Raw genomic sequence first — 26453 nt, forward strand, 5'->3', positions numbered from 1 at the left:
TCCTAGAGCAGATCCGCGCCGGGATCGGCGGGCTGTGCGGTTTCGGGGGTGGGGGTGCCGGGATTGACCTGCTCAAACCGATTGGTCAGGGCTTCCACCTTGGCGGCGAACGCCGCTTCCATCTTGTCCAGCTTCTCGGTGACGGGCTTGATGGCGGCGGTGATCTCGGCAGAGAAGGTCTGCTTGCCGTCTTCGGTTCCGGCATCCGCTCCGGTTTCGGTAGCGGCCTTGTCCGGCGCAGGCAGCTGCGCGGCGAAGCGCTTTTCGAGCTTCTCTTGCCGTTCACCGATGGACTTTACCTCGCCCATCAATTCGGAGAACTGTGTTGCATCCATGGCTTCCTCTTGGGGTTCGGGGGTTGCCCCCTGGTTGTGGGGAATATTCAGGCCGAGACGCTGTACGGCTTTGAAAAACCAGGACGGCGGCTCGGTGTCCTTTTCGTTGGTGGAGAAATCAATTTCCACGCCGTCGGTGACGTGGCAGGTGTGGCGCGTGCCCTTGTGGGAGAAGCTGAGTTCCTGGGTGCCCAGGCTGGCCGGGCTATCGGTCAGGCCCAGGCCGGTGAGGTAGCACTCGCCGGTTTCGGCAAAGTCGTCGGTCAGCTCCATGGACGTAAACAGGCGCTGGCCGTTTTTGTTTGCCAGCAAGGCCTGCTCTCCGGGGCGAAGTCGGCAATACAGGCTGACGATGTCGCCCTCGCGTTCCGATTTGACTTCGGCAACCGCACCGAAATTGCCGAACCAGCGCATATGCTCCGGCCACAGCAACGCGGTGTAGACGGTCTTGGCGTCGTAGTTACTCGCGGCCTGCTCCAGCCATTCTGGCTTGATGAAGCGGCCATCGGCAGTCGGACCGGACTGCCCGACCTTTTTCCAATCGGTGATGAGTGTGTTCGGCATGACGCAAGAGTACGCGCGCCGGGAAAGTGGATGCAATCAAACCGATTCCGATTGATGCAATATCGGAATGGAATATGACGCGCGCCATGCAGTAGCAATGTATTGGTACTGCATGGCGCAGCATTCAGCGGAAATAATAGCGGCAGCTAAGTCTCTGTATCTCAGGGGTAATAAAATATCCGAGATACATAAGGAGATGAAAATTTCAAAAAGGACTCTCTACCATTGGAGAGACGTCTACAGCTGGGACGACCTCAAGATCAATGAGGAAGCGCGGCAGTGTATAGCCCGTCGGTTCAACCTGCTGGTGGAGCGGGACAACAAGACGGACGGCGACATGAAGGAGATGGACCGCCTGCACGATTACCTGCTGCGTGAGCGGGAAATGAAGCTGCGCGAGCTGGAGGCCTCCAACGAGGAAAAGGACGCCGACAGGCCGGTCGTCGGAGGCCGGACCCGCAGGCCGAAGAAGAAGCACGGCAAGATCGTCAAAAACGACGTGTCGCACCTCACGGAAAAGGACTTTGAGGAAAAACTCCACAAGGACTATTTCGAGTATCAGCATGAGCTGCGCGAGGCGAAGCGGACCCACCGTAGCCGGAATATTCTCAAGTCGCGGCAGATAGGCGCTACCTGGTACTTTGCCCAGGAGGCGTTCGAGGACGCCACGCTGACCGGCGACAATCAGATTTTTCTTTCCGCCACGCGCCGTCAGGCGGACGTCTTCCGACGGTATGTCGTAGCCATCGTCAAAGAGAAGTTCGACATTGAACTGAAGGGCAAGGATGAAATCGTCCTGCATACGGCCCATGGCGAAGCCACGCTGTACTTCCTGTCAAACAATTCCAAGTCTGCGCAGTCCTACCACGGCCACGTTTACATCGACGAATATTTCTGGATCACCAAGTTCAACGAACTGTACAAAGTCGCCTCGGCCATGGCCGCGCACAAAAAATGGCGCATTACCCTGTTCTCCACGCCTTCGGCAGTGACCCACGAAGCTTACGACTTGTGGACCGGCGACCGGTTCAACCGGCGCTTCAAGCAAAAGGGACGGCGGCAGGAGTTCCCCGGCTTTGGCGAGATGCAAAAGGGCGTGGTGTGTCCCGACAGGACCTGGCGCAAAATCATCACGCTAAAGGATGCCGAGAAGGGCGGCTGTGATCTGTTCGACATCGAGGACTTGCAGATCCAGTACAGCGACGACGAATTCAAGAATCTGTTCATGTGCGAGTTCGTGGACGAGTTGCAGGCCGTCTTCCGGCTGAAGCACCTGGAAGCCTGCATGGCGGACCCGGACGAATGGGACGACGTGGATCCCGACGTGGAGCGGCCCTTCGGCAACCGGCCTGTATGGGGCGGATACGATCCCAGCCGAAGCCGGGACGATGCCGCGTTTGTCATCATAGCCCCGGCTGAAGACGAGAAGGGCAAGCACCGGGTCATTGCCCGGTTCAAATGGGTGGACAAGTCCTATCCCTGGCAGGCCGAACAGATAAAGAAGCTGACCGAACGATACAATTTCGTCCACATCGGCATCGATTACACCGGCCCCGGTATCGGCGTGTATGAAATGGTAAAGGGCTTCTTCCCGGCCACGCCGATTTACTATTCACCGCTGACCAAAAGCCAGCTGGTACTCAAGGCCAAGGACGTCATAGAAAGCGGACGCCTCGAATGGGATGCCGTCCATAACGACATAGCCCATGCCTTCCTCACCATTCGGCAGGACTCCAGCCAGTCCGGCCTCGTCACCTATTCCGCCTCGCGCACGGCATCCACCGGCCATGCGGACGTGGCCTGGGCCATTATGCACGCCTTGGCCCAGGAACCGCTGAATAACAAATACAAGCCCACCGCCGAGGTAATTGTCGGCAAAGCAGCATAAGGAGCGACCATGAGCGACGAAGTTATGATGTTGTCTTTCGGTGATCCCGAACCGATTCTTGACGGTGTCATTTATGACTATCTCGGTACATGGCTTATAGACAACGGACGCTACTATGACACGCCCGTTCCCCTGAAGGGCCTGGCCCGGCTACTCCGGGCCAATGCCTACCACGGCCCGGCCATCGAATTCAAAACCAACCAGGTCATGCGAAAGTTCCAGGCATCCAGGGCGGTGGCGCGCCCGGCCATGCACGCGGCGGCTACGGACTTCAACGTGTTCGCCAACGCCTATTTTCAGAAGATTCGGAATTACCTCGGGGAGGTCATTCAGCTAAAGCACCTCCCGGCCATCAATATGCGCCGGATGAAGGACCCCGACCAATACTGCATGTTGCAGATTCATGGCGAGCTGGTTCCCTTCCAGCCCGGCGAGATCCTCCACATCAAAAACTATGACGTGAGCCAGGAAATTTACGGCCTGCCCGGCTACCTCGGCGCGCTGCAATCCATGCTGCTCAATGAGGATGCCACGCTTTTTCGCCGCAAGTATTACAAAAACGGCGCTCATATGGGGTATGTTTTTTATGCAGGTGGCGAGCTGGACGACAAGTCAAAGAAGGCCATCCGGGAAGCGATTGAAGGCTCCAAGGGGCTGGGCAACTTCCGTTCCATGTTCGTGCATATTCCCAATGGCGACAAGGACGCCGTCCAGATCAAGCCGGTGGGCGACTTCTCGACAAAGGACGACCTGGAGAAGATCAAGAACCTGTCGCGCGACGACATCATCGCGGCCCACCGGATCCAGCCCGCGCTGGCCTGCCTCATCCCGCAGAACACCGGCGGCTTCGGCGACATCACGAAGGCGAACGAGGTGTATCAGGAGAACGAAATCAAGCCGGTCCAGGACCTCCTGGCCGAGGCCGTCAACGCCGTGCTGTTGCCGCAAGTCCGCATAGAATTTGACCCGGAAAATAGAAACAGGCCACTGTCATGAATCGAGGGGGAAACTACAATGGCTTTTCGCGTTTACTGCCCAATCTGTAAGCAAGTGGCTCGCATCACCAGTTCCAACTCCATGGATACGCAGTTCAAACAAGCCTATTGCACCTGCTCGAACCCGGAGTGCGGACACACCTTTGTCATGAACGTGGAGTTCTCCCACACCCTCAGTCCCTCGGCGCTCTCCCTTTCCGAAGGGTTGCGCGAGAAGATACGCGACACGGCCCCAATGGAACAGGCCTCCCTGTTCGGAAACGAGAAAGCCCCGGTTTGAACCGGGGCTTTTGTTTTACGGTCTTGCGTCTTTATCCGTGTGGCCCGGTGGGTTGGGGATATATGTGTGGACCACGCCCACTGCCTCGTCCATTGTTATTGAGAGAATGCCCAAGGTGTTGGAAAGCGCGGCTTCGGTGGAGTTCTCGGTTACGCGGCTGAGTTCTTCCAGGGCGTATGCAATGAGATACAGCCGGTGCCGTGCTTCTGCGGGAGTCATGCTGCCTCCCTTGTTTTCAGCGTGCTGGCAACGGCCAATGACGTTTGGGACTTCGCAAAGGCGGCATCGCTGAGGACGGCCTTAACAGAGAAAAGGGTTGTTGCTTGTGCCATGAGGCACCTCCTAGAATTGTTTTCAGTCGGCATCTCAAAAGCGAAATGCCGGGTGGTGAAAACAGCTCTAGGGGCTGCGGACGTATTTCCCCGAAGGGTATTGTATTCAGTCCCCACCCGGCATGAAGTACATACCGATTGCCCCCTCAGTCGGGCGCAAAAAAACCACTTCTTACGGGCGTGGCTTCCGCCTAGATGGTGTTTTCAGCACCAAAGTCAGTAAGCCATGCCGGGTGGGGGTGTGTCAAGCCCATCACTTCAGGCACATTCGAATGCACTCTGCCCAGTATTCCTCTGATATGAGAGAAATCTTTGTATCTGGGCGTTCCCGGTACTCGACGGCCTTCATGATCTTGGTTCCATGCGATGAATGCTTCCAGTCCCTGCTTCCCAATTCCCCTATGACAACATAGTTGGTCGAGAGAGTAACGCTCTTTTGAGGGACTCCCCCCAAGTCGGTGATGATATCCTGGCAAAAGGTTCTGGTGCCCGAAGCAAACTTTCCTGTCAGAACAAACGAACGCTCATAGAATTTTACCGCAGGTTTGGGCGAGTCCAGAGGTAAGGCTGTACTGGCTGCGGTACTTCCTGTTGTGGAGCCTGTTGCGGCACTGAGGATTTCAAACAGCTCCTTGCGTTCCTCGGCGTCGATAACACCGTCCTCCAGCATGGCGGAAACTCGCTTGCCTAGCGTTTGGACAACGAAATCATCCGAAGCCATGTCGTAATTTTCTTGCAGCCATTGAACCAAGAACAGAGCTTCCGCTTCACTCACGGTTCCATCTGCGATGATTCCTTTGGATAGGCCTATAAGTTCATCTACCGTCCTTGTCGAAACACGCGCAGCGTGAATGTTGCGGACGGGTTGTCCATTTTGGTCATAAAATTTTGACATACCTGTATCCTTACTTTTCAGGCCTGAACGTAAAATTCATATCCTTCTTTTCCCCATAGGAAAAATCCCAACACACGCCGTCGAAGGTATTCGTATAGGTTGAGCCCGGATCCTTGAGCCCGGCTTTTATCAATTGGTTGAGCATCTCGCCTGCCTGCTTGGCAGTCAGATCCGGATGAAGAACCATGATTGCCGCATGGACAATATTCAGCGGGAGCTTGTTTTGTCCTTTGTGGGTGTAAAAGCCGATATATGCGTATGTCAGCTGACCACCGGCTTCCTTCACTTCCACATGGACCCTATGGTCAAATTTATAGCTGAGGTAGGAATCCTTTGTAATTTGTGCCTGTGGCACTTTCGCGGCAACATCCTGATAAAATGCGATATAGTTGATCCCCAGGTTCGGTGGCATTTTCGGTCCGTCACCTTTGATTGCCTCCTCAATGGCGAACTGGCTTACAGACGGCGGGGAATATGCTGCGAGCGGTGCCCATTGGCGAGCGAGGCCATTTGTAGCGTAGACGGTACCGTCCTTAACCCAGAAACCGACCTGATCATTGATAAGGACGGCGGTCCCTTCATAGAGGTTCTCACCGGCCCAAGACTTAATATGTGGATGATTCGCGGCGAGTTTTTCCATGATGACGTCTTTAACGTCACCTCTTGGCCCGGTCATACTATCCTGCATCCATCCGTAGAGGCCGAAGGCGATGAGTACAACAATGAGCAGGCCGCAGCCTGCCTGTTTAGCGGTAGCATCTGCTTTCCACTGCGCGTGGACGTCTTCGGTAACCGGATTGCCGCAGTGGGGGCAGGCTTGGGCGTTGGTAGAAATCTTTTTTTTGCATTCAGGGCAGGGGGCCATGGCCATGGGGCTTATCCTCCTCTTGTTATATGGTTATAGGAGGCCGCCTATCATATTTTTTGTTACCTTGGCGAAAATGATTTTATGTGTATAAAATACACATAAAATGTTGACCTGACTATTCGTCGTGTGTATCTTATACACATGAACGACAGGGAGGTAATAAAGGAATTGGTGAAGGCCGGATGGATCAAACTGAAAAAGAGGGGAAAGGGGGCGCACACCATGATGAAGCACCCGGACAGCCTCAAGAAAGTGACCATCCCCAAAGGCGAAATCAAAACCGGAACCCTGAGAAACATTGAAAGAGTGTCAGGGGTCAAACTGAGGAAGGGGGGCTAGGCCCCCCGGCCTCATCCCAGACATTGATATACCCCGGTGCTGCCCTTGCAGGCACGAAACGAATCAAGGAGAGAAACACCATGGCAACCTACTATGCGGCCATATTTAATGAGGAAGGCGGCGGATTCTATGCCGAGTTCCCGGACCTGGAAGGATGCTTCACCCAGGCGGAAAGCCTGGAAGTGCTGGACGCAATGCTGAAGGACGCGCTTTTTGTTTGGCTGGACGCCAGCAAAGAGGAAGGGGACGACATCCCGGCCCCTCGAAGCTTTGCCGAGATCCATAACGAGGTGGCAGAGCGCGAAGACTTCCATTCTGTCACCCTTGTGGTCATCCCGGAGAAGGTGACGCGGATTCGTAAGAACGTCAGTTTTACGGAAGTTGATCTGGAAATAATCGACCAGGCTGCAGCAAAAAACAATATGGACAGATCGGAATTCCTGGCTATGGCCGCCCGACGTGTGGCCTCCGGTACGTGTTAAGACGAAGTAACCAGAAAAGAGAAAGCCCCGGCAGAGAACCTCTGCCGGGGCTTTCTTGGGCTACTGGTTCGACGGAGGTTCCAGCACCCAGACGCATTCTTCAAGATTGGTTCCCAAAAGGTGGAGTATCGCCCCGATATCGGTATTTTCTTCGTTTGCAGCAATATAGAACAGCGTCGCAGCTACTCTAGAAATTTTGTTCAAGGCATCTTCTTTTTTTTGATTCCGATTGGTCATGTTCTTTCTCCAGTAACAACTAACTGTTGTAAATCATTGATGCATGGGGATTGCGTCAAAAGAATGGACGCAAACATATCGGAACCCGCCGAATGCGAATTGGATACCTAATTACTAGTATTGTTCTGTGGCAATCCTATCTGGCAGGATTTAAAGCTTTTCCCTACGCGCCGCGACTTGATGACGATGGAACGCATGTGTTCCGAACTGCATTTATACTGCTTGGCGTGTTCCCTGGTAAGTCGTCCGCCTGTCTCCAGGTAAACAAAACGGTCGCTACACCTTCTAATCTTTACCGAAATTCCTTCTATCAAGAGGTAGTCGCCTGCTTCCACGGTCCGCATCCTTTCTCCCAACGAGGGGGAGGGCTTCGGAAAAGTCTAATATTTGTAATCAAAACCAATCAATCAGCCGTTAACCCGCATGATACTTGGTTTTCACAACAGGAAGCAAAATGTAATATTTCTCTAAAAAGTGATAATCAAAAAAATAATATGCTGTAATTCCAGTAGGTTGACTTTTGAACAAATCTAATCATTCAACCCTAATAATATTATTACTTTATTATGAAATAATTATAATTAAAGATATGGAAAAAGTCCTTGATACACGAGATGTTAGTCATGTTTAAGAAACAGAATTAGAAAAATTAGACTTTTCCGACCCCCCCTCACGTTTGTTGATTTTCCCCTCGCGCGTATCGCGCGCCTGCGCATGTGCGCGCGAAGAGTTAGGACGTGACCATCAACAAAGAAAAGCCGCTGGCCCGGAGGAACGGAGGATCCGGGACAGCGGCAGGGGCCAGGGGAATGGTGATTGGGGCTAAAATTTGAATAGAGAAGATATTGCCCTGATCGGGGCATATCCATTGCCAATTAAGGAAAAGGAGGCCCGGCGTCTTTGAACGCGAGGATGTGCCCCTATGAGTAGAGCTTCTACCTTTTAAATATCCAGCAGTTTAGAATCTTCGGCTTCATCCTATTCTTGCCATCCGGCGACGGCTCTCCTTTCACTTTCATCCACCGACTGGACACGTTTTTCCCGGTGTCTATGAGTTTGTGCCGTTTGCCATTCTTGAGGAGCTTCTTCAGTTGGGCCATGTCCGGCAGTTCCTGCCCAAGTTTCAGGCACGCTTCCCGGTATTGATTCAGGTTCACGGCGATTTGCTCTTCTTTGTTGGAATGGTTCAGGAATTCATCCGTTTCGTCTGTCCTGGAATTATTGATGTACTGGTATGTCTCCCAGAACTGTTCGATTATCGGGTGATCCGCTGCCAAGCGTTGCTCCCTGGCCTCTGCGCGCCCAAGGATGTACTCGGCCAGTTTGGCTTGCCTGTCTTCGCTCCATGCCGGGAAGAGAACGGACAGAGCCGCGCCCATGGCGGCGACCTGGGCGTGGTTTTTGACGATGCGTTCGTTGCGGATCTTGTCGCTTTTGCCGAACTCCGCCTCATATTTGTGGAAGGCCTCCTCATAGACCGTGAGGATCTGCCGTTCGTTCTGCAGGGCTTTGCGCAGGAATCCTCCTACGGTGCTGCTGTTCTGCCGCTCGAACCATCGGGCTATCTCGCGGGAGCCTGGCTTGTGGTGGCGTTTGTCTACATGGACGTGGACGATACGCTGCAGGAGCGCTTCGGAGCCGTCGACCTCGGCGTTCTGGCTGATGATGAGTGCGGCCCTGAACGGGCTTTCCTCCACGTCGTTACCGCGTTTGGATATGCCCAGGGTTCCGGTACCTCGACCGTTGAAAAACGGCTTGCACAGGTCGAAGTCGAACTGCTTGGCCTTGGCGTCCTTGTTCCCGTCGTCCCGGTCGGACTCAATGATGACGACCGGCATATTGGAAACCTGGTTCATTGCGCGGCGGCGACCGGCAACCGTGGCCTTCATGATGTCGAAGCCTTCATGGTCGTCCCGGCCACAACAGGCCCAGAGGAATTCAAGTGAGGTTGATTTTCCAGCGCCCGGTTCGCCGGTGTATTCCAGGAAGGGATAGGACTTGTGCATTTCCCGGATTTGCTGGGCAAACAGGCTGCCAAGCCAGAAGGCCAGCAGGACCATTCCCTGGAAGTGGAAGGCCGTAATGTATTTGTCCAACCAGTCGGGAGAAAACTCTCCGTCGGTGGTTATGTGCGTTCCCAGCAGACTGGATTTGATTCCGTTTTGTCCGACCTGAAAATAGCCGTCTCGATTAAGCTTTAGTTCACGCCCCTTATAAAAAGCATGGTCCTGGAAGACATAGGCCTTGGTGTTGTCGTCATATCCCACGAAGGGGATGGACGACACCATTTTCATACGTTTGCCCAGCCACCTGTCGCGCAAGATTTTAAGCTGCTTGAAATCACCGTCGAAAGTGCCGCCTCTGGTCTTGTTGAGCAGGGTTTTATGGAAGGCCTCCGGTGACGCGAGGTTGGTGCCTTCCATGCGGATGATGTCCGAGGGACTGCCGTTGGCGTAGTGGATTTGGAAAACGTAGAATTGCTCTCCCATGATTTCGTCGATTTCCATATAGAGGAAGCGGGGGAGGGTGTTGGAAAGCGGATCCACTTCATGGTTGCGCATGAAGATATTCCAGCCTTCGCTGGAATCAAGGCGGATTGGGTTCGGTTCTCCTTCGTTGTCGTCCTTCTTGCTGGGGTTCAGTTCGACTTCAAGCTTGGCGCGGTCCACCTCAATGGAGTAAAGCGCGTTGGCGAAGTCCAGGGTAAAGGTGCCGTACTGCTTTCGCAGGTACATGTGATACGCCTTCTCATGGACGTTTTCGGCCATGAAGAGCTTGCCGTGGTAAAGGCGTTCACTAATGAAGCTGCTGGTCAGCTTATTGGCCCGGAAGTAATCGTCCCAATCCATGCCATTGTCCGGCAGGGTCAGGACCTCCACCTTCTCGCCCATATCCTTCAGCGTCTTGGCGTGTTTTCGCGTCCATTTCCTCCCAGCTTCGTCTCCATCGAGAGCGAGGACCCATATTATTTCATTTCCCTTGTTTTCCTCCACCAGCTGGGAAGGGAAGTTCACGCTGCTCATACAGGCTGCTGCTTTTATCTTGATATGAGCAAGGGCAATGGCATGGAAGATCCCCTCAACCAGAAAACATTTCTCGCCTTTCTCCAGGGAGAATTTCGGAGGAGTCCAGGCCAGTCCTTTGTTCTTCCCTTTGAAATTGGCTTTTCGTCCGTCCGATGGTCGCTTATCTATGAATCGTTCCCAGGTAACGGAGTCGTCCGGGGTGAGAGAAAAGCGAACCGTATTGAGATAGCGATTGCTACCGGGCAGGGGGTACATTCCCTGCGTGAACCACCCCTTTATGATAGAGTAGTCGAAGCCTCGGTTCATCTGCATATAGGCTGATGCCGTTTTGTCCGGCTCCTGCTCTGTAGCGGCGTAGCGTTCCGAGAACTCCTCGAATAGCTCCGGCAGCAGTTCCCTTGTTGTCGATTCCCAACCGCAATTGTTTTCGCGGCTGCATTTCACATTCCAGGGTTTGTCCGTACTGACGAACAATTCTCGCTTTCCGCAGCTGGGGCAGCGGCCCTTGCGGAGGTAGTCTCCCTTTCTTTCAAAGCCGAAGCTGGCGTCGTTCAAGAGGGCGCGTACTACTTCCTCGGCTCCGATATCGTGACGGGCGTTGTTCACTCTGTAACCCCTTCAGTCCTTACGTTCCCGCTCATGCCCTACCTCTCTATCGCTGAGGAAAAAATGGAGTCGCCAAGAGGCGCACCGTCAGGAATCATGTCGAGATAGGCCTCGCGGCCAAGGATCCTTTCGACATATCGTTTCGCCATGGAATCAAGCCTGATAGTGCGAGGATGGTGCCCCCCTGGACCTGGGTGTGGGGCGGTGACGTACTGACCATCCACAAAGACGTGAAGGCCGGACAGGCGGGTAAAGGCGGCTTCTCCCGAGAATTTTGGCAATATCTCGACCAAAGCGAGATCCGAACGCCCTTTGGTTATGGCCTCTTGAAGGAACTCAGCCAGCTGCTGGCACCTGGCCGTGCGGGTAGCTTCACGCTTGGTCATGCTTCCTCCTTTCTTTGTTCCGCGACCAATTCGCGCTCCAACGCGCCAAGATCGGCCATCATTTCGATTCCCTTGGTGACGACTTCGCCAACCTCTTTTTTCAGTTGCCGGGTTTCCTTCAGGTCGATTTCGCCGTCCGCGACAACCTCCTGCCCCCGTTGTCCGACATCACCTACTTCGGCAAAGAGCTCGCCAATCCGGGCAAAGAGATTTTGGCAGTTGATGGACGTGTAGGCGATGGGGCGATCCCCCTGCAGCACGTTCATCTGTATCCATTGAATGATGATGTTATTGCCGACGACTATGCAGAACTTGGGGAGTTCATCGAATGAAGGGAAATACCGCCCGGCAGAGAATACGCGGCGGGTTTTGTCCTGCTTCCAGCCCATCTTTTCCATGAGCTGTTTTTCTGTGAGTCCGGAAAGCGCAAACGCCTGCTTGAAGGCGTCTGCTGGATCCATTCCTGCAAGGCTTTTTGTTTCGAAAAAATCCTGTTCCATTGTAGTTCCCCTCCGTCAGGAAATACTTTGATTGTGGGGATTCCCCCTTATGCTAGGACTTGGTCACGCCCTCGTACAAATCGGGTAGAAGATCCTTCATGGGGATCTTTAATTTTGCGTTGTAGGTTGGAGCGGCAGAGGCAGGAATTGCTTTTGCCTTGCAATGTCTCCAGACCACTGGACGGTCGTAGCCGACCAGCTTGCCCAGAGCTTCGTAAGTAAGCCCATGTTTTTCCCGGTACTGTTCGAGTGCGTTTGTCATGTTTGAAGCGTTACCGCGTGGTAACAAGAAAAGTCAAGCGCAAATTACGTAGCGGTATCGCGGGAGGAGCTATGAACGCGACCATGGATAGTTATCGAATCAATGAGCGTGCCTGGGAATTGATTATGGGCAAGATTCACCAGAAGCTTGCGGAAGGAATGTCGCAGTCGGCAATATCACAGTTGCTTGGCGTGAAACGACCGACCGTTAGCCGTTGGCTTGCTGATAGGCGCGGAGGGGACAAGACCCCCTTTCGGGATATGGTTCATTACCTTGACCGGCTCCGTATCCCTTTGCGGGATGTGTTCGCTATCGACGACGACTCCCTGCCCCCTCCTTCTCCAGACAGAGCCCCTACGGAATTGGATAAAGCTATAGCCGATACCTTGGTCATTGTTGCCAAGGCTGTAGGCAAAGATATTCAAGACGTGGCCCGCACTCTCGAATCCTTGGATTTGCCTGATATCCAGGTCATGATGAAGGGTAGAGAAGCTATGAAAGTCAGCGATTTTTTGCGGATCTGTAGGGCTATCGGCGTTTCTCCTGAAGCCGTTTTAAGCAGAGCCGAAGCTCTCTCACATACTGAATAATCTAAGTATTTCCCCGACCGGTTCGATCTGTTTGACGTAAAGTGTTACCGCGTGGTAACGATCGATCCTCGCAACAAAAGCAGAGGATTGATCCTTGGATCGTTGGTTGAAAATGGGTGCGGCGTGTAAGGCTGCGAACTGTCATCGGGATACCATGTTGAAGTGGATCCGGGATGGGCATGTCGTAGCCGAGCAGCGTCCTGCAGGGAAGCGTCTGGATTGGGTTGTCCTTGAACGCTCTCTGGATGCCCCTGCCAACGCCTTTGAAATCGAAGTCCTCGCTCTCTTGAAAAAGGCGGGGCCATTGGTGGATGCCATGGCTATCAGTAGAAAGCCCTTCAAGGTCAGCGGAAAGGCCAGCTACTATTACAAAGTGGATAAGCGCCGCCTGTCGTTGGGAACGTCCAACTACTCCAAAGCCTGCCAGGCGCTTGGACGGATCAAAGACGCCTACATGACCGGGAAGCTTGACCACCTCCTGGGCGAGTGCGGCATGACCCTGGGCGAGTTCAAGAAGGAATACGAACCGTGGGCCGAAGAAACCCAGCCGACCAAAACCTTCAAAGCCAACATGCTGGCGTTGAAGAAGGTCATAGAAATTGAGGGAGAAAGCCAGCGCCTTGATAGGCTGACCATGAAAACCATGGATGAGCTGAAGCGCCTCAAGAGGGAGCGGAAGAAGGACGGCGAAAAGCGGAAGCCCCTGAAAAATTCCACGATCAACAACTACATCCGTCACGCGAAAGCGGTGTTCAACAAGCCGGTCGAGTGGGGCTACCTGAAAGCCAACCCGTTCAGGGGGGCAAAGGAACTGCCGAAGGGCAAGCGGGTTGAATACCTGCAGCCGGGCAAGGCCGCCGAATTTCTGAACAGCATCAAGGATGTTGACGTCCGCCGCTTCGCCGCCGCCTGTCTTGCCACTGGTCGTCGCCGGTCGGAAGTCTTCCGGCTGACCTGGGATGACATTCTATGGGATGAGGACAAATACTTCATCGCCAAAGAGAAGCGGCACCTCTGCAAAACCTATCCGATGAGCGCAACCTTCAAGGTCGTGCTGCGGTCCATGTCGAAGGGCAAGGGCCGGATTTTCAACAGGTGGGATCATCCCGATACCTATTCCCACAAGATCAAAGAGGCCATGCGCGCGGCAGGACTCGGCCACCTTCGGCCCCACGATTTGCGCCACACTTTCGCTGTTGAATTTCTCGACAAGGGCGGAAACATAAAAGCTCTGCAGGAACTCCTCGGGCATTCAGAGTTCAGGACCACATCCGACACCTACGCCCATATGACTGACGCCCACTTGCAGAAAGCCGTGAACCTGGTCGGATTCGGTGGGCCGGTTGATCTCTTTTCCGACAAAAAATAGGGACCCCAGAGGGACCCGATAGGGACCCCGACTATCGGTCGAGGGACCCCAGTTGGGGTCCCTCTGCCCCTATTTTCGGTAGTTTTCGTAGGTACAGAAAAGGGCTGACAAAGGTGGAAAACCCTTGTCAGCCCTTGATTCTCGCTGGAGCCAGGAATCAGAATTGAACTGACGACCTACTGATTACGAATCAGTTGCTCTACCAACTGAGCTATCCTGGCGAAACGGGAAAAGATATTTATCTTAGAGACGATGGTTGGTCAAGCTAAAAGAGAGGGGTTGGAGCGGATAGGGGGCTTGGTTAGTGCTCCAGGGTGAGTTGCAGGCCGGAGCCGGGGAGGACTGTGGCGGTGACGTTTGGAGGGATGACGATGGTGGAGCTGTATTCCGTGACGATGGCCGGGCCGGCGAAGGTATTGCCGGGGAGGAGCTGGGCGCGGTCCAGGATTTTTGCCGTGGCCTGAATGTTGTTGAAGACGGCTTGGCGGGTGCCGAGGGTGGCGGCCGCAGGCGGAGTCGGGCCTCCCGGCTGTTGGGACGGGAAGTCCGGTTTGTGTTGGCGGCCCCGGCTGCGCAGGCGGAGATTGACCAACTCGACCGGGGTGCCGGGATTGCGGTGGCCGTAATGGTGTTCGTGCAGCCTCTCGAAGGCCTCTGTCATGTCGCCGCCCCAAGGGACCGTGAGTTCGAAGGACTGGCCCTTGTAGCGCATGTCCAGGGCGCGCTCGAAGATGGTGTTTTGCGGTTCGACACCTTCGGCCCGAAGTTCCGCAAGCCCGTTTTGTTCCATCGCCGTGAACAGTTTTTCCAATTCCGCAGTGTCGGCCGTGGCCGCATCGACCATGACGGTCTGGGATGCGTCTTTGGCCACGTCGGCCAGGATCATGCCCACAGCCGAGAGCAGGCCTGGATTGGCGGGCACAAATACCCGCTTCATGCCGAGCAGGCGGGCCAGCTCCGCGCAGTGCATACCGCCCGCGCCTCCAAAGGAGAGCAGGGTGAATTCGCGCGGGTCATATCCCTTTTCCACGGAGATGACCCGGATGGCCCGTTCCATATTGGCATTGGCCACGGCAAGGATGCCTTCGGCCAGTTCCACGGGCGGCAGGCCGAGTTCGGCAGCCATGGCTTCAACGGCTTGCCGCGTCCTGCTTTCGTCCAGCTCCATGCCGCCGCCCAGAAAATGGTCGGGCACGATGCGGCCCAGATAGAGATTGGCGTCCGTTACGGTGACGCCTGTACCGCCCCGGCCATAGCATATCGGGCCCGGCGCGGCGCCTGCGCTCTCCGGCCCCACGGTTAGGGAGCCGCCCGCATCGCGCCGGGCGATGGAGCCACCGCCAGCCCCCACGGTGTGGATGTCGATCATGGGCACTTTTACCGGGTATCCGGCAATGGCCGACTGCGTGGTCATGGGCAGTTGCCCGTCCATGAGGCAGACATCCGAACTGGTGCCGCCCATATCGAATCCGATGAATTTGTCGAATCCCGCCCGCTGGCCGATCTCCAGGCCGCCGACCGCGCCTCCGGCCGGGCCGGAAAGGATGGTCCGCACCGATTCGCGCATGGCCGTCTCGGCGGAAATGGAGCCACCGTTGGACTGCATGATCGAGAGCATGCTGCCCTTGGTGGCCGCTAGCAGGTCCGTCAGGTAGCGGGTCATGATGGGCGAGACATAGGCATTGACCACAGTGGTGGAGGTGCGCTCGAACTCCCGGAATTCGGCCAGAATTTCGTGTGACAGGGATACGGGCAGACCTGTGGCGCGCAGGGCGTCGCCCAGCAGACGCTCATGGTCGGGGCGCAAAAAGGAGAAGAGCAGACATACGGCCACGGACTTGGCGCCCGATGCGCGGACGGCTTCGGCCACCAGGCGTGCGGCGTTCATATCGAGCGGTTCGACTTCAGCGCCGTCGCTGTCCACTCGTCCGGGCACGGCGAAGCGCAGGGTGGGCGGTACGATGTGCGGGTCCCGCGCATAGGAAAGATCGTAGAGCCTGGTCCGGTTTTGGCGGCCTATCTCGATGACGTCGGTGAACCCCTCGTTGGTCACAAGGGCGGTGGGTACGCCCTTTCGCTCCAGGATGGCGTTGGTTGCCACGGTGGAGCCGTGGATGATGAACACCTCGTCCGGCTTGGTGTCCGGAATCAGGCCTGTAATGTGGGCAAGTCCCTTCAGCACGGCTTCGGATGGATTGTGCGGAGTCGAGAGCGTCTTGTAGGTGCCGACGGTCCCGTCCGCGGTTCTGTATATGAAGTCGGTGAAGGTGCCGCCCGTGTCCACGCCGATGGTGATCATCATGCCTCCTGACAGATTGGTAAGGCGAAAAGGTAGCGCAAAGGCGTGTCCTTTGCCAACTCCCCGGCAGAGGGGTAAATCGGCGTTGGCCCGCTCTTTGAAAGATGGGAATCGGATGAGGACAGCCGGGAAGATCGATCCGTGCAGCCTGATGGTGTCAATATCCTGATTATACAGGTGTTTTTTAGGTTGTAACCGGGCGGATCGTTGTGGATGCAGCCCATGGCCGTAGACAATATTGTTCAAGGCTGTGGGCGTAGTGTGCGAAAACGTCAACCCGTGGAGACAACGTGGGACAACGGTCGACCCGGAACCGGCAACATACAATATTCGTCTATGGGACCATGAAACGTGGCTTCCCGAATCATCGGCTGTTGGCCGGTGCCCGCTACCTCGGCCCTGCCAGCACTGTCGAGCGGTATGCTCTGTATGTGGACATGTTCCCCGGAGTGTACCCCAGCGAAGCTGTTTCCCCCATTCGGGGAGAGCTGTTTCAGGTCAGCGCGGAGGATCTCCGCCGCCTGGACGCCCTGGAGGGACACCCCAGCCTTTGCCACCGCGAGCAGGTGATGGTTAAGACGTCCAAGGGGGAGCAGGAGGCCTGGATCTATTTTTATCCCACCCGAGAGGGGCGGCTTATCCCCAGCGGAGAGTTTGATCCCGGCAAGGAGTTGCAGGCCGGGGTATTCTCTTCGGACTGACCTGCCGGACTCAAGTGGCAAGTGCGTCATTCATTCCTGTTTTTCCGGGCGGAAACCATGGCCCGGATTTCCTTGTCCCCGTCGGTCTTTCGGGGTAGATTCCCCCACGCCCGTGAACCTCTGCCCCGCAGGAGCCGCTCGTTTTGACCGACAAGGACAAACTACACGCTTTTTTTCATCCCGAGACCGTGGCCGTGGTCGGTGCCTCCGCCACCCCGGGCAAGGTTGGCCACACCGTTCTCGCCAATATGCGCGAGGCCGGGTACCGGGGCAGGCTTTTCCCCGTTAATCCCAAGGGCGGCACCATAGAGGGGCTGCCGGTTATCCCTTCCGTGGCGGAGCTGCCGCACAGCCTTGACCTTGCCGTGGTCGCGGTGCCGCGGGAAGGCGTGCCGGACGTGTTGCGCCAGCTTCTTACTATCGGCTGCAAATCGGCCATAGTGGTCACCTCCGGCTTCAAGGAGGCCGGGCGCGAAGGGTATCGGCTGGAGATCGAGATAGCCGAACTTTGCGAGCAGTCGGGCATGGCGCTGCTCGGACCCAATTGCCTTGGCATGATAAACACATCGGCGGGGATCAACGCCTCCTTTGCCGCAGGAAGGCCCGCCAAGGGCTCCATCGCCTTTTTCTCCCAGTCCGGCGCCCTGTGCGTGGCCGTTCTGGACTGGGCCCTTGCCGCCAACGTCGGTTTTTCCAAATTTATTTCCTTGGGCAACGAGGCCGGACTGGATGAAACGGACATGCTCCGGTATCTCAATGAGGACCCGGAAACCAAGGTCATCCTCGGCTATATCGAGAATGTGCAGGATGGCGAGGCGTTTCTGGCCCAGGCGCGTGCGGCCAGCCTGAGCAAGCCGGTAATCATGATCAAGTCCGGTACCACGACGGCTGGTGCCAAGGCCGCGTCGGCCCATACCGGGGCCATTGTGGGAGTGGATCAGGCGTATACCGCCGCTTTTCATCAGGCCGGTGTCATTCGGGTGGATGGTTTGGCCTCGCTCTTCAATCTGGCGCGGGCCTTCTCCTGCCAGCCGTTGCCCAAGGGACCGAATCTGGCGGTGGTTACCAACTCCGGCGGACCGGGTATTCTCACTGCCGATGCCACGGACCGTTCGCATCTTGCCATGGCCGAGCTTTCGTCCCGGACCGTACAGCGGTTACAGGAATTTTTGCCTAGCTACGCCGCGTTCTACAACCCGGTGGACATCGTTGGGGACGCGGATGCGCAACGTTACCGGCAGACCCTGGACGTGGTGGCCGATGATCCCATGGTCCATTCCCTCCTGGTTCTGCTGACGCCGACAGCCGGTATCGAGCCCGAGGAAGTGGCCGAGGCCGTCATTCATACGGCCGAACGCTGCGGCAAGCCGGTCTTTGCCTGCTTCATGGGACGCACCCGCGTGCGAGCCGCCAGCGAGCGCCTGATGCAGGCCGGAATTCCGTGCTACGCCTTTCCGGAACCGGCCGTAAAATCCATCGAGGCCATGTATGATTTCTTCCTGTGGAAGAATCGGCCGAATCCCATCTATGCCGAGGTGGAGCGGGATATGGACCGCGCCCGTAAGATTCTCGATCTCCACCTGCGCCACCATGAGCCGGAGATTGTGGGCTATGAAGCCCGGGAGATACTGAACGCCTACGGTCTTTCCACGCCCAAAACCAAGCTCGTTCGTTCCAGCGAAGAGGCCGTAGCCGTGGCGGCGGATATCGGTTACCCCGTTGTGCTCAAAATTTATTCGCCCGACATCCCGCACAAATCTGATGTGGGCGGCGTGGCGCTCAATCTGCAGGATGGGGAATCCGTGGCCGCAGCCTTTCGGCGTATGACGGCCCGCAGCCAGCGTGAGCGGCCGGATGCCTACATTGTGGGATGTCTGGTCCAGAAAATGGCTCCCGAGGGAACCAGCGAGGTCGTCATCGGCTTTCGGCGGGATGCGCAGTTCGGCCCCATGCTCATGTTCGGGCTGGGCGGCATCCATTCCGAGATATTGAGAGACATCGCCTTTAAGCTGGGTCCCCTCTCCATGCGTGACGCTTTCGAGATCGTGCGCGAAATCAAGTCCTACATGTTGCTCAAGGGATTGCAGGGCGAACCCGCAGCCAACCTTACGGCCCTGGAGTCGGTCATTGTCACCGTGTCCCAGTTGGCCATGGACCTGCCCGAGGTCTGGGAGGCCACGTTTAATCCCGTGCTGGTCAATCATGAAAGCGTGCTCATCGCCGACGTGAGGATGGCCCTGCAAATCGTCAACGACTGACAGACTGTAGAAAAGCGGCGATCCGCGTTATAGCTGCTGCAAGCACAGACTTTCGCGAGTAGGGTGCACTCTTCGGTTGAGTGCTTTTCTTGCGTCTTGCTCTCCACTTATTCCTGTTTGGCAAAAGCCGGAGCGGATATCCGGGAGGTGGAAATGGGGCGGTGCCCCCTTGCCTTTCGGCGAGGCTGTCTTATGTATCCTCCTGTCATGTTTCGCGCACGCGCCGGCTCCGGCCAACTCTTTCTCCATGAGGGAGACCTCACCACTTTTGAGGCGGACGCCATCGTCAACGCCGCCAACTCCCGGCTGGCCGGGGGCGGGGGCGTGGACGGAGCCATTCACCACGCCGCAGGGCTCCAGGAACTGCAACGCGCCTGTGCGGCCACCATCGCCGAAATCGGCTCGCTCCCCGCGGGCGAGGCCGTCATCACGCCGGGATTCAACCTGCCCGCGCGATTCATCATTCATACCGTTGGTCCGGTCTGGCACGGCGGCACCAGCCGCGAACCGGAACTGTTGCGCAATGCCTATCTGAACAGCCTGAAGCTGGCCCATGAGCATGGGCTGCATACCGTCGCTTTCCCGGCCATTTCCTGCGGTGTCTACGGCTATCCCGTGGCGCAGGCCGCGCGCGTGGCGCTGGAAGCTCTCCGCCAAGGACTGGAGGACGGCTTTGTGAAAGAGGCCGGGATGGTCCTGCATGGCAAAAATGCCTGGGACGTCTGGTCCGCAGCGGCAAACAAACTTTTGTAATCAAGCAAGGAGAAACCCATATGGAAATCAGGGGAACGACCATCATCGCGGTCAAGGACGAAAACGGGACCGCCGTGGCCGGAGACGGCCAGGTGACCTTGGGCCAGGCCGTGGCCATGAAACACACGGCGCGCAAGGTTCGTCGCATTTACAAGGATAGGGTCTCCGTGGGATTTGCCGGGGCCACGGCGGATGCCTTTACCCTGTGCGAGCGGTTCGAGGCCAAGCTGGAGGCCTACTCCGGCAATCTGCTCCGCGCGGCCGTGGAGCTGGCTAAGGATTGGCGCACGGACAAGTATCTGCGCAAGCTGGAAGCCATGTTGCTGGCCGCAGACGGCGAGCATATCCTCATCATCTCCGGCACCGGCGACGTCATAGAGCCGGACGACGGCGTGGCGGCCATCGGCTCCGGCGGGACCTACGCCCTGGCCGCTGCCCGCGCCCTGCAGCAGAATACCGACCTGTCCGCAGGAGAGATCGCCCGCAAGGCCATGGAAATCGCAGCGGATATCTGCGTCTACACGAACAACAACATCATTTTGGAAACTCAGGATAAATAAATGAGCAACCTCACCCCACGAGAAATCGTATCCGAACTGGATCGCTACATCATCGGTCAGGAGGCGGCCAAACGCATGGTGGCCATCGCCATGCGCAACCGTTGGCGCCGTCAGCAGATAGAACCCGAACTGCGCGACGAAATCGCGCCCAAGAACATCATCCTCATGGGCCCCACCGGCGTGGGCAAGACTGAGATAGCCCGGCGGCTTGCCAGGCTGGCCAACTGCCCGTTCTTCAAGGTCGAGGCCACCAAGTTCACGGAAGTGGGCTATGTGGGGCGCGATGTGGAATCCATGATCCGTGACCTCATGGAGATCGGTGTGAGCATGGTCCACAAGGAAGAGGCGGAGAAGGTGCGCATCAAGGCCGAGAAAAACGCCGAGGAGCGCCTCCTTGATCTGCTGCTGCCGTCTGCCAATTCCAAACCTGCGCAGGCCGGATTCTTCATGGGTTCCTCCAGCGGCGAGGTGGAGCAGAAGCCCGCCTCCGAGGCGGAAAATTCCACGCGTGAAAAGTTCCGTAAGATGTTCCGTGCAGGAGACCTGGACGAGCGCGAGGTGGAGCTGGAAGTGACCGTGCAGTCCGGCGCCCAGGTGGAGATCATGGCCATCCCCGGTATGGAGGAGATGGGTTCCAACCTGCAAAGCGCCTTTTCCAACATGTTCCCCGGCCGCAAGAAGTCGCGGAAGATGACGGTTAAGGACGCCTATCAGGCGCTCATCGACGAGGAAGCCGACAAGCTCATTGACCCGGATATGGTCAACGAACTGGCCCGCGAGCGTGTGGAACAGCAGGGCATCCTGTTTATCGACGAGATGGACAAGATCGCCTCCCGCCAGGATTCTTCCAGCGGGGCGGATGTCTCCCGCGAGGGCGTGCAGCGAGACCTGCTTCCCGTGGTGGAAGGCAGTGTGGTCAATACCAAGTACGGCATGGTCAAGACCGACCATATCCTGTTCATCGCCGCCGGTGCTTTCCACCTCTCCAAGCCTTCGGACCTCATCCCTGAATTGCAGGGACGGTTCCCCTTGCGCGAGGAGCTTTCCTCCTTGCACAAGGAGGACTTCTACCGGATTCTCACCGAACCCAAGAATGCCCTGACCGTGCAGTACAAGGCGTTACTTGCGACCGAAGGCGTTACCGTGGACTTTACCAAGGAGGCCCTGGAAGAGATTTCGGCCTATGCGGAAAAGATCAACGAGGATACCGAGAACATCGGAGCGCGCCGACTCTACACCATCATGGAAAAGATTCTGGCGGATCTCTCCTACGAAGCCCCGGACAAGTCGGGCCAGACCGTGGCCGTGGATCGCGAATACGTGCGAGAGAAGTTGCAGGACGTGGTCGAGGACCGCGATCTGTCCCGCTACATTCTGTAAGCGGCAGCGCACCGGCATACTGATATGAAAGCTCAAGCTCCGATCTCATCGTGGGCTTGAGCTTTTTCTTTTAGCCATCTGCCTGATCCGTTCTGGAGGATCGAACCGTGCAACAAATCAACCTGATCGGCATACCTCTTGATGAAAATTCGTCCTACCTGCGCGGCTCGGCGCAAGGCCCGGCCGCGCTTGCCGAAGCGGTCTGGTGCGACTCAGCCAACCTCTGGACCGAGAACGGCCACGATCTGGCGGAGGTGTTGGAAAACAGGGGAGACATTGATCCCGGAAGCGGGGAGGACGCACTCGACGTTATTGCGGATGCGGCGGAGGCTGCGGCCCGGTCGGGCCGTCTCCCGATTTTTCTCGGCGGCGATCATTCGGTAACGTGGCCGCTGGTGCGCGGTATGCGTCGGGCTGTGGGGGATTTCGCCATCCTTCATTTTGATGCCCACCCGGATTGCTATGACGACTTTGAAGGGAACCGCTTTTCCCACGCCTGCCCCTTTTCCCGGATAATGGAGGAGGAGCTTTGCTCCCGGCTGGTTTCGGTGGGCATCCGCACGGCCTCCGGGCATCAGCGGGAACAGCGGCAGCGGTTCGGCATCGAATGGCTGGAGATGCGGGATCGGCAGAACTGGCCCCGGTTGGCTTTCGATACCCCGGTCTACATTACCCTGGACCTGGACGTGCTGGACCCGGCCTTTGCTCCCGGCGTGTCCCACCATGAGCCGGGCGGCATGTCGGTGCGAGAGGTTATCGACGTGATTCAGGCGCTGGATGTGCCGATCGTGGGTGCGGACGTGGTGGAGCTGAACCCGACGCGGGACTTCAACGGCGTCACCGCAATGGTCGGGGCCAAGCTGGTGCGGGAAATAGCTGGGATGATGCTGGAGAACGGCTAGGCGGGCTTGGGACCGGCGCGCCAGATGAGCAGTTCGATCTTGTAGTCGGTCCGCTCCACATAGACGTCCGGTCCTTTTCGGAATGCCTCGATGTGTTCTTCGAGGAACTCGCGCTCCACCTCGACCTCATACGGGATGAGCATGGAGGTGCAGGCCTTGATGGTCTCTTCCTTGCCGCGCTCTTCCACCCACTGGCCGTCCACCAGGATGTCCTGATATTCCACACCCTGCGCATCTAGCCAGTCGCGCATTTCCGGGCCGTTGTTGAAGATGCGCGGGGTGGCGCCGTACTTCTCGAAGACACCTGCGAGCATGTCGGAGTGCATGATCCCGGCAAATCCCATGAATACGGTCCAGCCGCCGGACATGCCGAGCAACTTATGCCGGGATTCCTCGCTTTCTATGGCCGGGGTCATGGAGCAAAAGACGATGTCGTAGGGACCGTTGTCCTGAAAGTCGTCCCAGGTCGAGTGGACGTAGTCGATATTGTGGATGCCGAGGTTTTCGGCGTCTTCCTTCAGGATTTCCAGCATCCGGGCGGAGATGTCCACGGCCGTGACGCGGGAGGCGTCGCGCGCGATGCGCAGGGTATACATGCCACTGCCGCTGCCGACATCGAGAACCGTCCGGCCCCGAAAGTCCACACCGGCCTCGCGAATCCGCCGCAACATGCCCGCCTCGTAGGTGTCTTCGCCCGGTTCGTAGCGGGGAAAGGTTTCAGCCTTCTGGTCCCAGAATGAGGACTTGGTGCGGTCGGGCATGTCGCCTCCTGCGTTATTCCTGGGCTTCGTCGCCCTGTCGGATTTCAGTTATGGCTTCGGCATATGCCTGGAAAACGTCGTCGCGGTTGATCAGGCCGATGATCTCATTGGTATCGGTCTGCGCCACTACCGGAATCTGTCCATAGTCCGTGTTCACGAACCGGAGCATGGCCTGGTAGAGGTCGTAGTCCTCGCGCACATAGATGGGCCGGGACATGAGGTCGCCAACCACGAGGAGGTCGTGCAGCCCTTCCTCGAACATCCAGTTGCGCACGTTGTTGATGGAGATCATGCCCGTATATGTGCCGCCCTCGTTCTTGACCGGGAAATAGAGCTGGTTTGTATTGGCTATGATGTCTGTGAGCGCCTTCAGGGTGGTGGATTCCTCCAGCACGATGACCTCGCCGGGCTTGTAGAAGTCCAAAACGTGCATCTGCTCCAGGATGTTGACGGTCGAGTCTTCGGTGTGGGCCGGGGATTCGAACTTGTTTTCCACCTGATGCTCATAGAGCGAGAAGTTGCGGCTGAGGACCAGACATAGGGCCGATGCGAGCATGAGTGGTGCCAGCAGGCCGTAGCCTTGGGTCAGCTCGGTGACCATGATCAGCGGTCCGATGGGCGCATTGGCCACACCGGCGAAGAAGGCGGCCATGCCGACCAGGATGTAGGCTCCCGGCTGGGTCACGATATTCGGGAAAAACTTGTGGGCGATGGTACCGACCAGACCGCCGGACATGCCGCCGACAAACAGGGCCGGGGCGAACATGCCGCCGGACATGCCGGAGCCGATGGTCACCGAGGTGGCCAGGGTCTTGCCGATGATGATGTAGCACATGCCCAGCGCCGGAATCTGCCCCAGGATGGCCAGCTCCAGCCAGCCGTAGCCGCCGGAGAGGATGCCGCCGGTCACCAGGCCGTCGGTGGCCGTGTAGGGATAGGCGATGCCCAGTATGCCCATGGCGAGACCACCCAGGCCCATGGCCCACATCAGGCCGATCTTTTCCCTGAGCGGGAAGAAGATGTGGTATTTGATGAAGTAGAAGGTCTTTACGTACATCCAGCCCACTGCGGCGCAGACAAGGGCGAGTATGGCGTAGAAGATCAGCTCGCGCGCATCGCTGAAGGAAAAGCGGGGGATGCCGAAGATGGGGTCCGTGCCGTAAAAGAAGGTGAAGATGGAATAGGAGACCACCGAGCTCATGACCGAGGGTAGCAGCGCCTCAGCCTCGAAATCTTCGCGGTAGATGACCTCCACGGCGGTGAGAGCGCCGCCCAGGGGGGCTCGGAAAATGGCGCCCAGTCCGCCTGCCGCGCCGGAGAGCAACAGCAAGCGGCGTTCCTTGGCGGAAAAATGGAATTTTTTGGCCAGCCAGGAGCCGACGCCGGCACCCATCTGCGTGATGGGCCCTTCACGTCCTGCGGAACCGCCCGAAGCGATGGTCAGGACCGAACACAGTCCCTTGATGATGGCCACGCGGGGCTTGATGATGCCGCCCTGGTTGTGGAAGGAATTGATCGTGGCGTCTGTGCCGTCAGTGCCGCCGTTGATGGTCTCCGGGATGAAGCGGTTGACGAGCCAGCCGGTGAGCAGGCCTGCGCCGGTAGTACAGATGGGGATTACCCAGGGCCGGAAGTGGCCTGCCGGGCCTTCGAAGAGTCCTTCACCTGCCGGTTCCGGCGAGATGATTCCGGCCAGATTGTGTTGGATGAAGAATTTTCCGATTTCAACAAGGTAGAAGAATCCCACGGCCACCAGGCCGGAGAGGCATCCGACCAGAACGCCAATGACCAGCCAGCGGAACGAGGCCACTGTGGTGTAGGATTTTACGAAATCTCGCCAATAGTCGATGATGTGTTGGATTGGTGGCATGGTGTTCAGGCCGCTCCGACGACCGACCGGGTCACCTTGATGGCGGCCTCGGGTTGGGAAAGAATCTGGCGGCCGAGGTCGGTATCCTTGGCTATGCGAGCCTTGAGCTCGTCGATTCCCGAGAATTTGCGTTCGTCGCGGATGCGCTGAACAAAGTGTACACGGATGTTGCTGCCGTAAAGGTCACCCTTGAAGTCGAGCAGGTGCGCCTCCACGGAGAGCGCGTCGTTGCCGAAGGTCGGGTTGATGCCGATGTTGGCCACGCCCTTGTATTCCGATCCGTTGGCCTCCACCCAGATGGCGTAGACGCCGGGCTTGGGGAACAGTTCGTCGACCAGCTTGATATTGGCGGTGGGAAAACCCAGCAGCCTGCCGCCACGGTTCATGCCGTGCACGACCTCCCCCTGGACCTGATAGAAGCGACCGAGCAGCGGCCGCACCTGCCAGACCGAACCGGCTTGAACCAGATCCCGGATTCGGGTGGAGGAAACCACGGCCCCGTCAATGGAGACGGGATCGAGCCGGTCCACGGTGAAGCCGTATTTCTCTCCAAGGCTGACCAGGGTCTCGAAGTTGCCTGAGCGGCCCTTGCCAAGATGATAGTCGTAGCCGATGATCATCTCCTTCATACCCAGCCCGTCTACCAGGTAGCGGGTGACAAAGGTCTCGGGATCGAGCCGGGCCAGTTCCATGTCGAAATGGAGCAGCAGGCATACCTGAGGACCGTATTGAGAGATCAGTTCCAGCTTTTGTTCGGTGAGCGTAATGAAGGGCAGGCCGGTATCTGGACGCAGGACACGAAGCGGATGTGGATCAAAGGTTACCACCACGCTGGTCAGGTCTCTGGCTTCTGCGCGGGCGCAGGCCAGCCGGATCAGCTTCTGGTGTCCCTTGTGCACACCGTCGAAGTTGCCGATGGTCACGCAGGACCCGGCAACGGCCTCTTTTATTTCATCTATGGTTCTGACGGTGATCATGGTCGGGGTGTTACGGGTGAAAAAATGGAAACTACGCC

At 57.2% G+C, this 26453-nt stretch carries 26 protein-coding genes and 1 tRNA gene; 13 read left to right on the plus strand and 14 right to left on the minus strand.

Annotated elements, in window-relative coordinates; translation table 11 throughout:
- Nucleotides 1–2: 2 nt before the first annotated feature.
- Nucleotides 3–899, minus strand: a complete 897-nt coding sequence (locus ACI0FG_RS04280) for a GPO family capsid scaffolding protein (RefSeq protein ID WP_419787325.1) — start codon at nucleotides 897–899, stop codon at nucleotides 3–5.
- A 112-nt stretch (nucleotides 900–1011) separates the two neighbouring features.
- On the opposite strand from ACI0FG_RS04280, the gene ACI0FG_RS04285 reads away from it, so the two are divergent.
- The 3 genes from ACI0FG_RS04285 to ACI0FG_RS04295 are packed head-to-tail and all read left to right on the plus strand — an operon-like array spanning nucleotide 1012 to nucleotide 4062.
- Nucleotides 1012–2787 carry a terminase large subunit domain-containing protein gene (locus tag ACI0FG_RS04285; protein ID WP_419787326.1) on the plus strand — a complete coding sequence of 592 codons (1776 nt, stop codon included), beginning with the start codon at nucleotides 1012–1014 and terminating at the stop codon, nucleotides 2785–2787.
- A gap of 9 nt (nucleotides 2788–2796) precedes the next feature.
- Nucleotides 2797–3783, plus strand: a complete 987-nt coding sequence (locus ACI0FG_RS04290) for a phage portal protein (protein WP_419787327.1) — start codon at nucleotides 2797–2799, stop codon at nucleotides 3781–3783.
- An 18-nt stretch (nucleotides 3784–3801) separates the two neighbouring features.
- The gene (locus ACI0FG_RS04295; RefSeq protein ID WP_419787328.1) at nucleotides 3802–4062 is read left to right on the plus strand and encodes an ogr/Delta-like zinc finger family protein; all 261 of its coding nucleotides are present in this window, start codon (nucleotides 3802–3804) and stop codon (nucleotides 4060–4062) included.
- A gap of 15 nt (nucleotides 4063–4077) precedes the next feature.
- Here ACI0FG_RS04295 and ACI0FG_RS04300 read toward each other — a convergent pair whose 3' ends face one another.
- The 3 genes from ACI0FG_RS04300 to ACI0FG_RS04310 all read right to left on the minus strand — a co-directional run bounded on the left by ACI0FG_RS04300 (nucleotide 4078) and on the right by ACI0FG_RS04310 (nucleotide 6160).
- Nucleotides 4078–4281, minus strand: coding sequence for a hypothetical protein (locus ACI0FG_RS04300; protein ID WP_419787329.1), 204 nt, complete (start codon nucleotides 4279–4281; stop codon nucleotides 4078–4080).
- A 366-nt stretch (nucleotides 4282–4647) separates the two neighbouring features.
- Entirely contained in the window at nucleotides 4648–5289 is a 642-nt protein-coding gene (locus ACI0FG_RS04305; protein WP_419787330.1) for a BRCT domain-containing protein, read from the minus strand.
- A gap of 10 nt (nucleotides 5290–5299) precedes the next feature.
- Nucleotides 5300–6160 carry a zinc ribbon domain-containing protein gene (locus ACI0FG_RS04310; RefSeq protein WP_419787331.1) on the minus strand — a complete coding sequence of 287 codons (861 nt, stop codon included), beginning with the start codon at nucleotides 6158–6160 and terminating at the stop codon, nucleotides 5300–5302.
- Nucleotides 6161–6298: 138 nt separating this feature from the next.
- On the opposite strand from ACI0FG_RS04310, the gene ACI0FG_RS04315 reads away from it, so the two are divergent.
- Both ACI0FG_RS04315 and ACI0FG_RS04320 read left to right on the plus strand, forming a co-directional pair.
- A complete protein-coding gene (locus ACI0FG_RS04315) occupies nucleotides 6299–6496 on the plus strand; it encodes a type II toxin-antitoxin system HicA family toxin (RefSeq protein ID WP_419787332.1) in 198 nt (65 codons plus the stop codon).
- An 80-nt stretch (nucleotides 6497–6576) separates the two neighbouring features.
- Complete coding sequence (locus ACI0FG_RS04320; protein ID WP_419787333.1) at nucleotides 6577–6978, plus strand: type II toxin-antitoxin system HicB family antitoxin; 402 nt, start codon at nucleotides 6577–6579, stop codon at nucleotides 6976–6978.
- Between the two features lie 60 nt (nucleotides 6979–7038).
- On the opposite strand, the gene ACI0FG_RS04325 is transcribed toward ACI0FG_RS04320, so the two are convergent.
- The 5 genes from ACI0FG_RS04325 to ACI0FG_RS04345 form a co-directional block, all read right to left on the minus strand.
- Nucleotides 7039–7215 carry a hypothetical protein gene (locus tag ACI0FG_RS04325; protein WP_419787334.1) on the minus strand — a complete coding sequence of 59 codons (177 nt, stop codon included), beginning with the start codon at nucleotides 7213–7215 and terminating at the stop codon, nucleotides 7039–7041.
- A 935-nt stretch (nucleotides 7216–8150) separates the two neighbouring features.
- Nucleotides 8151–10847, minus strand: coding sequence for a toprim domain-containing protein (locus ACI0FG_RS04330; RefSeq protein WP_419787335.1), 2697 nt, complete (start codon nucleotides 10845–10847; stop codon nucleotides 8151–8153).
- A gap of 38 nt (nucleotides 10848–10885) precedes the next feature.
- On the minus strand, nucleotides 10886–11233 hold the full coding sequence (locus ACI0FG_RS04335; RefSeq protein ID WP_419787336.1) for a hypothetical protein: 348 nt from the start codon (nucleotides 11231–11233) through the stop codon (nucleotides 10886–10888).
- A complete protein-coding gene (locus tag ACI0FG_RS04340; RefSeq protein ID WP_419787337.1) occupies nucleotides 11230–11733 on the minus strand; it encodes a hypothetical protein in 504 nt (167 codons plus the stop codon). Before ACI0FG_RS04340 ends, ACI0FG_RS04335 begins: the two co-directional genes overlap by 4 nt.
- A 52-nt stretch (nucleotides 11734–11785) precedes the next feature.
- On the minus strand, nucleotides 11786–11995 hold the full coding sequence (locus tag ACI0FG_RS04345) for a hypothetical protein (RefSeq protein ID WP_419787338.1): 210 nt from the start codon (nucleotides 11993–11995) through the stop codon (nucleotides 11786–11788).
- A gap of 71 nt (nucleotides 11996–12066) precedes the next feature.
- Here ACI0FG_RS04345 and ACI0FG_RS04350 point away from each other — a divergent pair, with 71 nt between their 5' ends.
- Both ACI0FG_RS04350 and ACI0FG_RS04355 read left to right on the plus strand, forming a co-directional pair.
- Nucleotides 12067–12585 (plus strand): helix-turn-helix domain-containing protein, encoded by a 519-nt coding sequence (locus ACI0FG_RS04350; protein ID WP_419787339.1) that lies wholly within the window; start codon nucleotides 12067–12069, stop codon nucleotides 12583–12585.
- Nucleotides 12586–12739: 154 nt separating this feature from the next.
- The gene (locus ACI0FG_RS04355; protein WP_419787340.1) at nucleotides 12740–13954 is read left to right on the plus strand and encodes a tyrosine-type recombinase/integrase; all 1215 of its coding nucleotides are present in this window, start codon (nucleotides 12740–12742) and stop codon (nucleotides 13952–13954) included.
- A 145-nt stretch (nucleotides 13955–14099) separates the two neighbouring features.
- Here the strand turns inward: ACI0FG_RS04355 and ACI0FG_RS04360 are convergent.
- Together ACI0FG_RS04360 and ACI0FG_RS04365 are read right to left on the minus strand one after the other, a co-directional pair.
- A tRNA-Thr gene (locus ACI0FG_RS04360) sits at nucleotides 14100–14175 on the minus strand.
- 80 nt (nucleotides 14176–14255) lie between these two features.
- Nucleotides 14256–16253, minus strand: a complete 1998-nt coding sequence (locus ACI0FG_RS04365; protein WP_419788352.1) for a hydantoinase/oxoprolinase family protein — start codon at nucleotides 16251–16253, stop codon at nucleotides 14256–14258.
- Nucleotides 16254–16543: 290 nt separating this feature from the next.
- On the opposite strand from ACI0FG_RS04365, the gene ACI0FG_RS04370 reads away from it, so the two are divergent.
- The 6 genes from ACI0FG_RS04370 (at nucleotide 16544) to speB (ending at nucleotide 22807) form a co-directional block, all read left to right on the plus strand.
- On the plus strand, nucleotides 16544–16954 hold the full coding sequence (locus tag ACI0FG_RS04370; protein ID WP_419787341.1) for a gamma-glutamylcyclotransferase family protein: 411 nt from the start codon (nucleotides 16544–16546) through the stop codon (nucleotides 16952–16954).
- Between the two features lie 143 nt (nucleotides 16955–17097).
- Nucleotides 17098–19212 carry an acetate--CoA ligase family protein gene (locus tag ACI0FG_RS04375; RefSeq protein ID WP_419787342.1) on the plus strand — a complete coding sequence of 705 codons (2115 nt, stop codon included), beginning with the start codon at nucleotides 17098–17100 and terminating at the stop codon, nucleotides 19210–19212.
- Between the two features lie 192 nt (nucleotides 19213–19404).
- The gene (locus tag ACI0FG_RS04380; protein WP_419787343.1) at nucleotides 19405–19965 is read left to right on the plus strand and encodes a macro domain-containing protein; all 561 of its coding nucleotides are present in this window, start codon (nucleotides 19405–19407) and stop codon (nucleotides 19963–19965) included.
- Nucleotides 19966–19985: 20 nt separating this feature from the next.
- A complete protein-coding gene (gene hslV / locus ACI0FG_RS04385) occupies nucleotides 19986–20525 on the plus strand; it encodes an ATP-dependent protease subunit HslV (protein ID WP_419787344.1) in 540 nt (179 codons plus the stop codon).
- Nucleotides 20526–21905 (plus strand): ATP-dependent protease ATPase subunit HslU, encoded by a 1380-nt coding sequence (hslU, locus tag ACI0FG_RS04390; protein ID WP_419787345.1) that lies wholly within the window; start codon nucleotides 20526–20528, stop codon nucleotides 21903–21905.
- Nucleotides 21906–22012: 107 nt separating this feature from the next.
- The gene (gene speB, locus ACI0FG_RS04395; protein ID WP_419787346.1) at nucleotides 22013–22807 is read left to right on the plus strand and encodes an agmatinase; all 795 of its coding nucleotides are present in this window, start codon (nucleotides 22013–22015) and stop codon (nucleotides 22805–22807) included.
- On the opposite strand, the gene ACI0FG_RS04400 is transcribed toward speB, so the two are convergent.
- From ACI0FG_RS04400 to ACI0FG_RS04410, 3 genes are read right to left on the minus strand one after another with little or no spacing between them, the layout of a single operon-like run.
- Nucleotides 22804–23568 carry a class I SAM-dependent methyltransferase gene (locus ACI0FG_RS04400; protein WP_419787347.1) on the minus strand — a complete coding sequence of 255 codons (765 nt, stop codon included), beginning with the start codon at nucleotides 23566–23568 and terminating at the stop codon, nucleotides 22804–22806. The two genes, speB and ACI0FG_RS04400, sit on opposite strands and share 4 nt — an antisense overlap.
- Before the next feature lie 13 nt (nucleotides 23569–23581).
- Nucleotides 23582–25438 carry a chloride channel protein gene (locus ACI0FG_RS04405; RefSeq protein WP_419787348.1) on the minus strand — a complete coding sequence of 619 codons (1857 nt, stop codon included), beginning with the start codon at nucleotides 25436–25438 and terminating at the stop codon, nucleotides 23582–23584.
- Between the two features lie 5 nt (nucleotides 25439–25443).
- The gene (locus tag ACI0FG_RS04410; protein WP_419787349.1) at nucleotides 25444–26415 is read right to left on the minus strand and encodes a bifunctional riboflavin kinase/FAD synthetase; all 972 of its coding nucleotides are present in this window, start codon (nucleotides 26413–26415) and stop codon (nucleotides 25444–25446) included.
- Nucleotides 26416–26453 lie beyond the last annotated feature (38 nt).

This window comes from Pseudodesulfovibrio sp. 7M6 (assembly GCF_050058625.1).
In the GTDB taxonomy this organism is placed as follows: domain Bacteria; phylum Desulfobacterota; class Desulfovibrionia; order Desulfovibrionales; family Desulfovibrionaceae; genus Pseudodesulfovibrio; species Pseudodesulfovibrio salinus.

Bases quoted from the DNA above. Each gene is read 5' to 3' on its own strand.
- ACI0FG_RS04320 (WP_419787333.1), top strand. From the start codon at position 6,577: ATGGCAACCTACTATGCGGCCATATTTAATGAGGAAGGCGGCGGATTC.
- ACI0FG_RS04340 (WP_419787337.1), bottom strand. From the start codon at position 11,733: ATGGAACAGGATTTTTTCGAAACAAAAAGCCTTGCAGGAATGGATCCA.
- ACI0FG_RS04400 (WP_419787347.1), bottom strand. From the start codon at position 23,568: ATGCCCGACCGCACCAAGTCCTCATTCTGGGACCAGAAGGCTGAAACC.
- ACI0FG_RS04305 (WP_419787330.1), bottom strand. From the start codon at position 5,289: ATGTCAAAATTTTATGACCAAAATGGACAACCCGTCCGCAACATTCAC.
- ACI0FG_RS04295 (WP_419787328.1), top strand. From the start codon at position 3,802: ATGGCTTTTCGCGTTTACTGCCCAATCTGTAAGCAAGTGGCTCGCATC.
- ACI0FG_RS04310 (WP_419787331.1), bottom strand. From the start codon at position 6,160: ATGGCCATGGCCCCCTGCCCTGAATGCAAAAAAAAGATTTCTACCAAC.
- hslU (WP_419787345.1), top strand. From the start codon at position 20,526: ATGAGCAACCTCACCCCACGAGAAATCGTATCCGAACTGGATCGCTAC.
- ACI0FG_RS04290 (WP_419787327.1), top strand. From the start codon at position 2,797: ATGAGCGACGAAGTTATGATGTTGTCTTTCGGTGATCCCGAACCGATT.
- ACI0FG_RS04350 (WP_419787339.1), top strand. From the start codon at position 12,067: ATGAACGCGACCATGGATAGTTATCGAATCAATGAGCGTGCCTGGGAA.
- hslV (WP_419787344.1), top strand. From the start codon at position 19,986: ATGGAAATCAGGGGAACGACCATCATCGCGGTCAAGGACGAAAACGGG.
- ACI0FG_RS04410 (WP_419787349.1), bottom strand. From the start codon at position 26,415: ATGATCACCGTCAGAACCATAGATGAAATAAAAGAGGCCGTTGCCGGG.
- ACI0FG_RS04280 (WP_419787325.1), bottom strand. From the start codon at position 899: ATGCCGAACACACTCATCACCGATTGGAAAAAGGTCGGGCAGTCCGGT.
- ACI0FG_RS04345 (WP_419787338.1), bottom strand. From the start codon at position 11,995: ATGACAAACGCACTCGAACAGTACCGGGAAAAACATGGGCTTACTTAC.
- ACI0FG_RS04285 (WP_419787326.1), top strand. From the start codon at position 1,012: ATGGCGCAGCATTCAGCGGAAATAATAGCGGCAGCTAAGTCTCTGTAT.
- ACI0FG_RS04325 (WP_419787334.1), bottom strand. From the start codon at position 7,215: ATGACCAATCGGAATCAAAAAAAAGAAGATGCCTTGAACAAAATTTCT.
- ACI0FG_RS04315 (WP_419787332.1), top strand. From the start codon at position 6,299: ATGAACGACAGGGAGGTAATAAAGGAATTGGTGAAGGCCGGATGGATC.
- ACI0FG_RS04405 (WP_419787348.1), bottom strand. From the start codon at position 25,438: ATGCCACCAATCCAACACATCATCGACTATTGGCGAGATTTCGTAAAA.
- ACI0FG_RS04380 (WP_419787343.1), top strand. From the start codon at position 19,405: ATGTATCCTCCTGTCATGTTTCGCGCACGCGCCGGCTCCGGCCAACTC.
- ACI0FG_RS04365 (WP_419788352.1), bottom strand. From the start codon at position 16,253: ATGATCACCATCGGCGTGGACACGGGCGGCACCTTCACCGACTTCATA.
- ACI0FG_RS04335 (WP_419787336.1), bottom strand. From the start codon at position 11,233: ATGACCAAGCGTGAAGCTACCCGCACGGCCAGGTGCCAGCAGCTGGCT.
- ACI0FG_RS04300 (WP_419787329.1), bottom strand. From the start codon at position 4,281: ATGACTCCCGCAGAAGCACGGCACCGGCTGTATCTCATTGCATACGCC.
- ACI0FG_RS04355 (WP_419787340.1), top strand. From the start codon at position 12,740: ATGTTGAAGTGGATCCGGGATGGGCATGTCGTAGCCGAGCAGCGTCCT.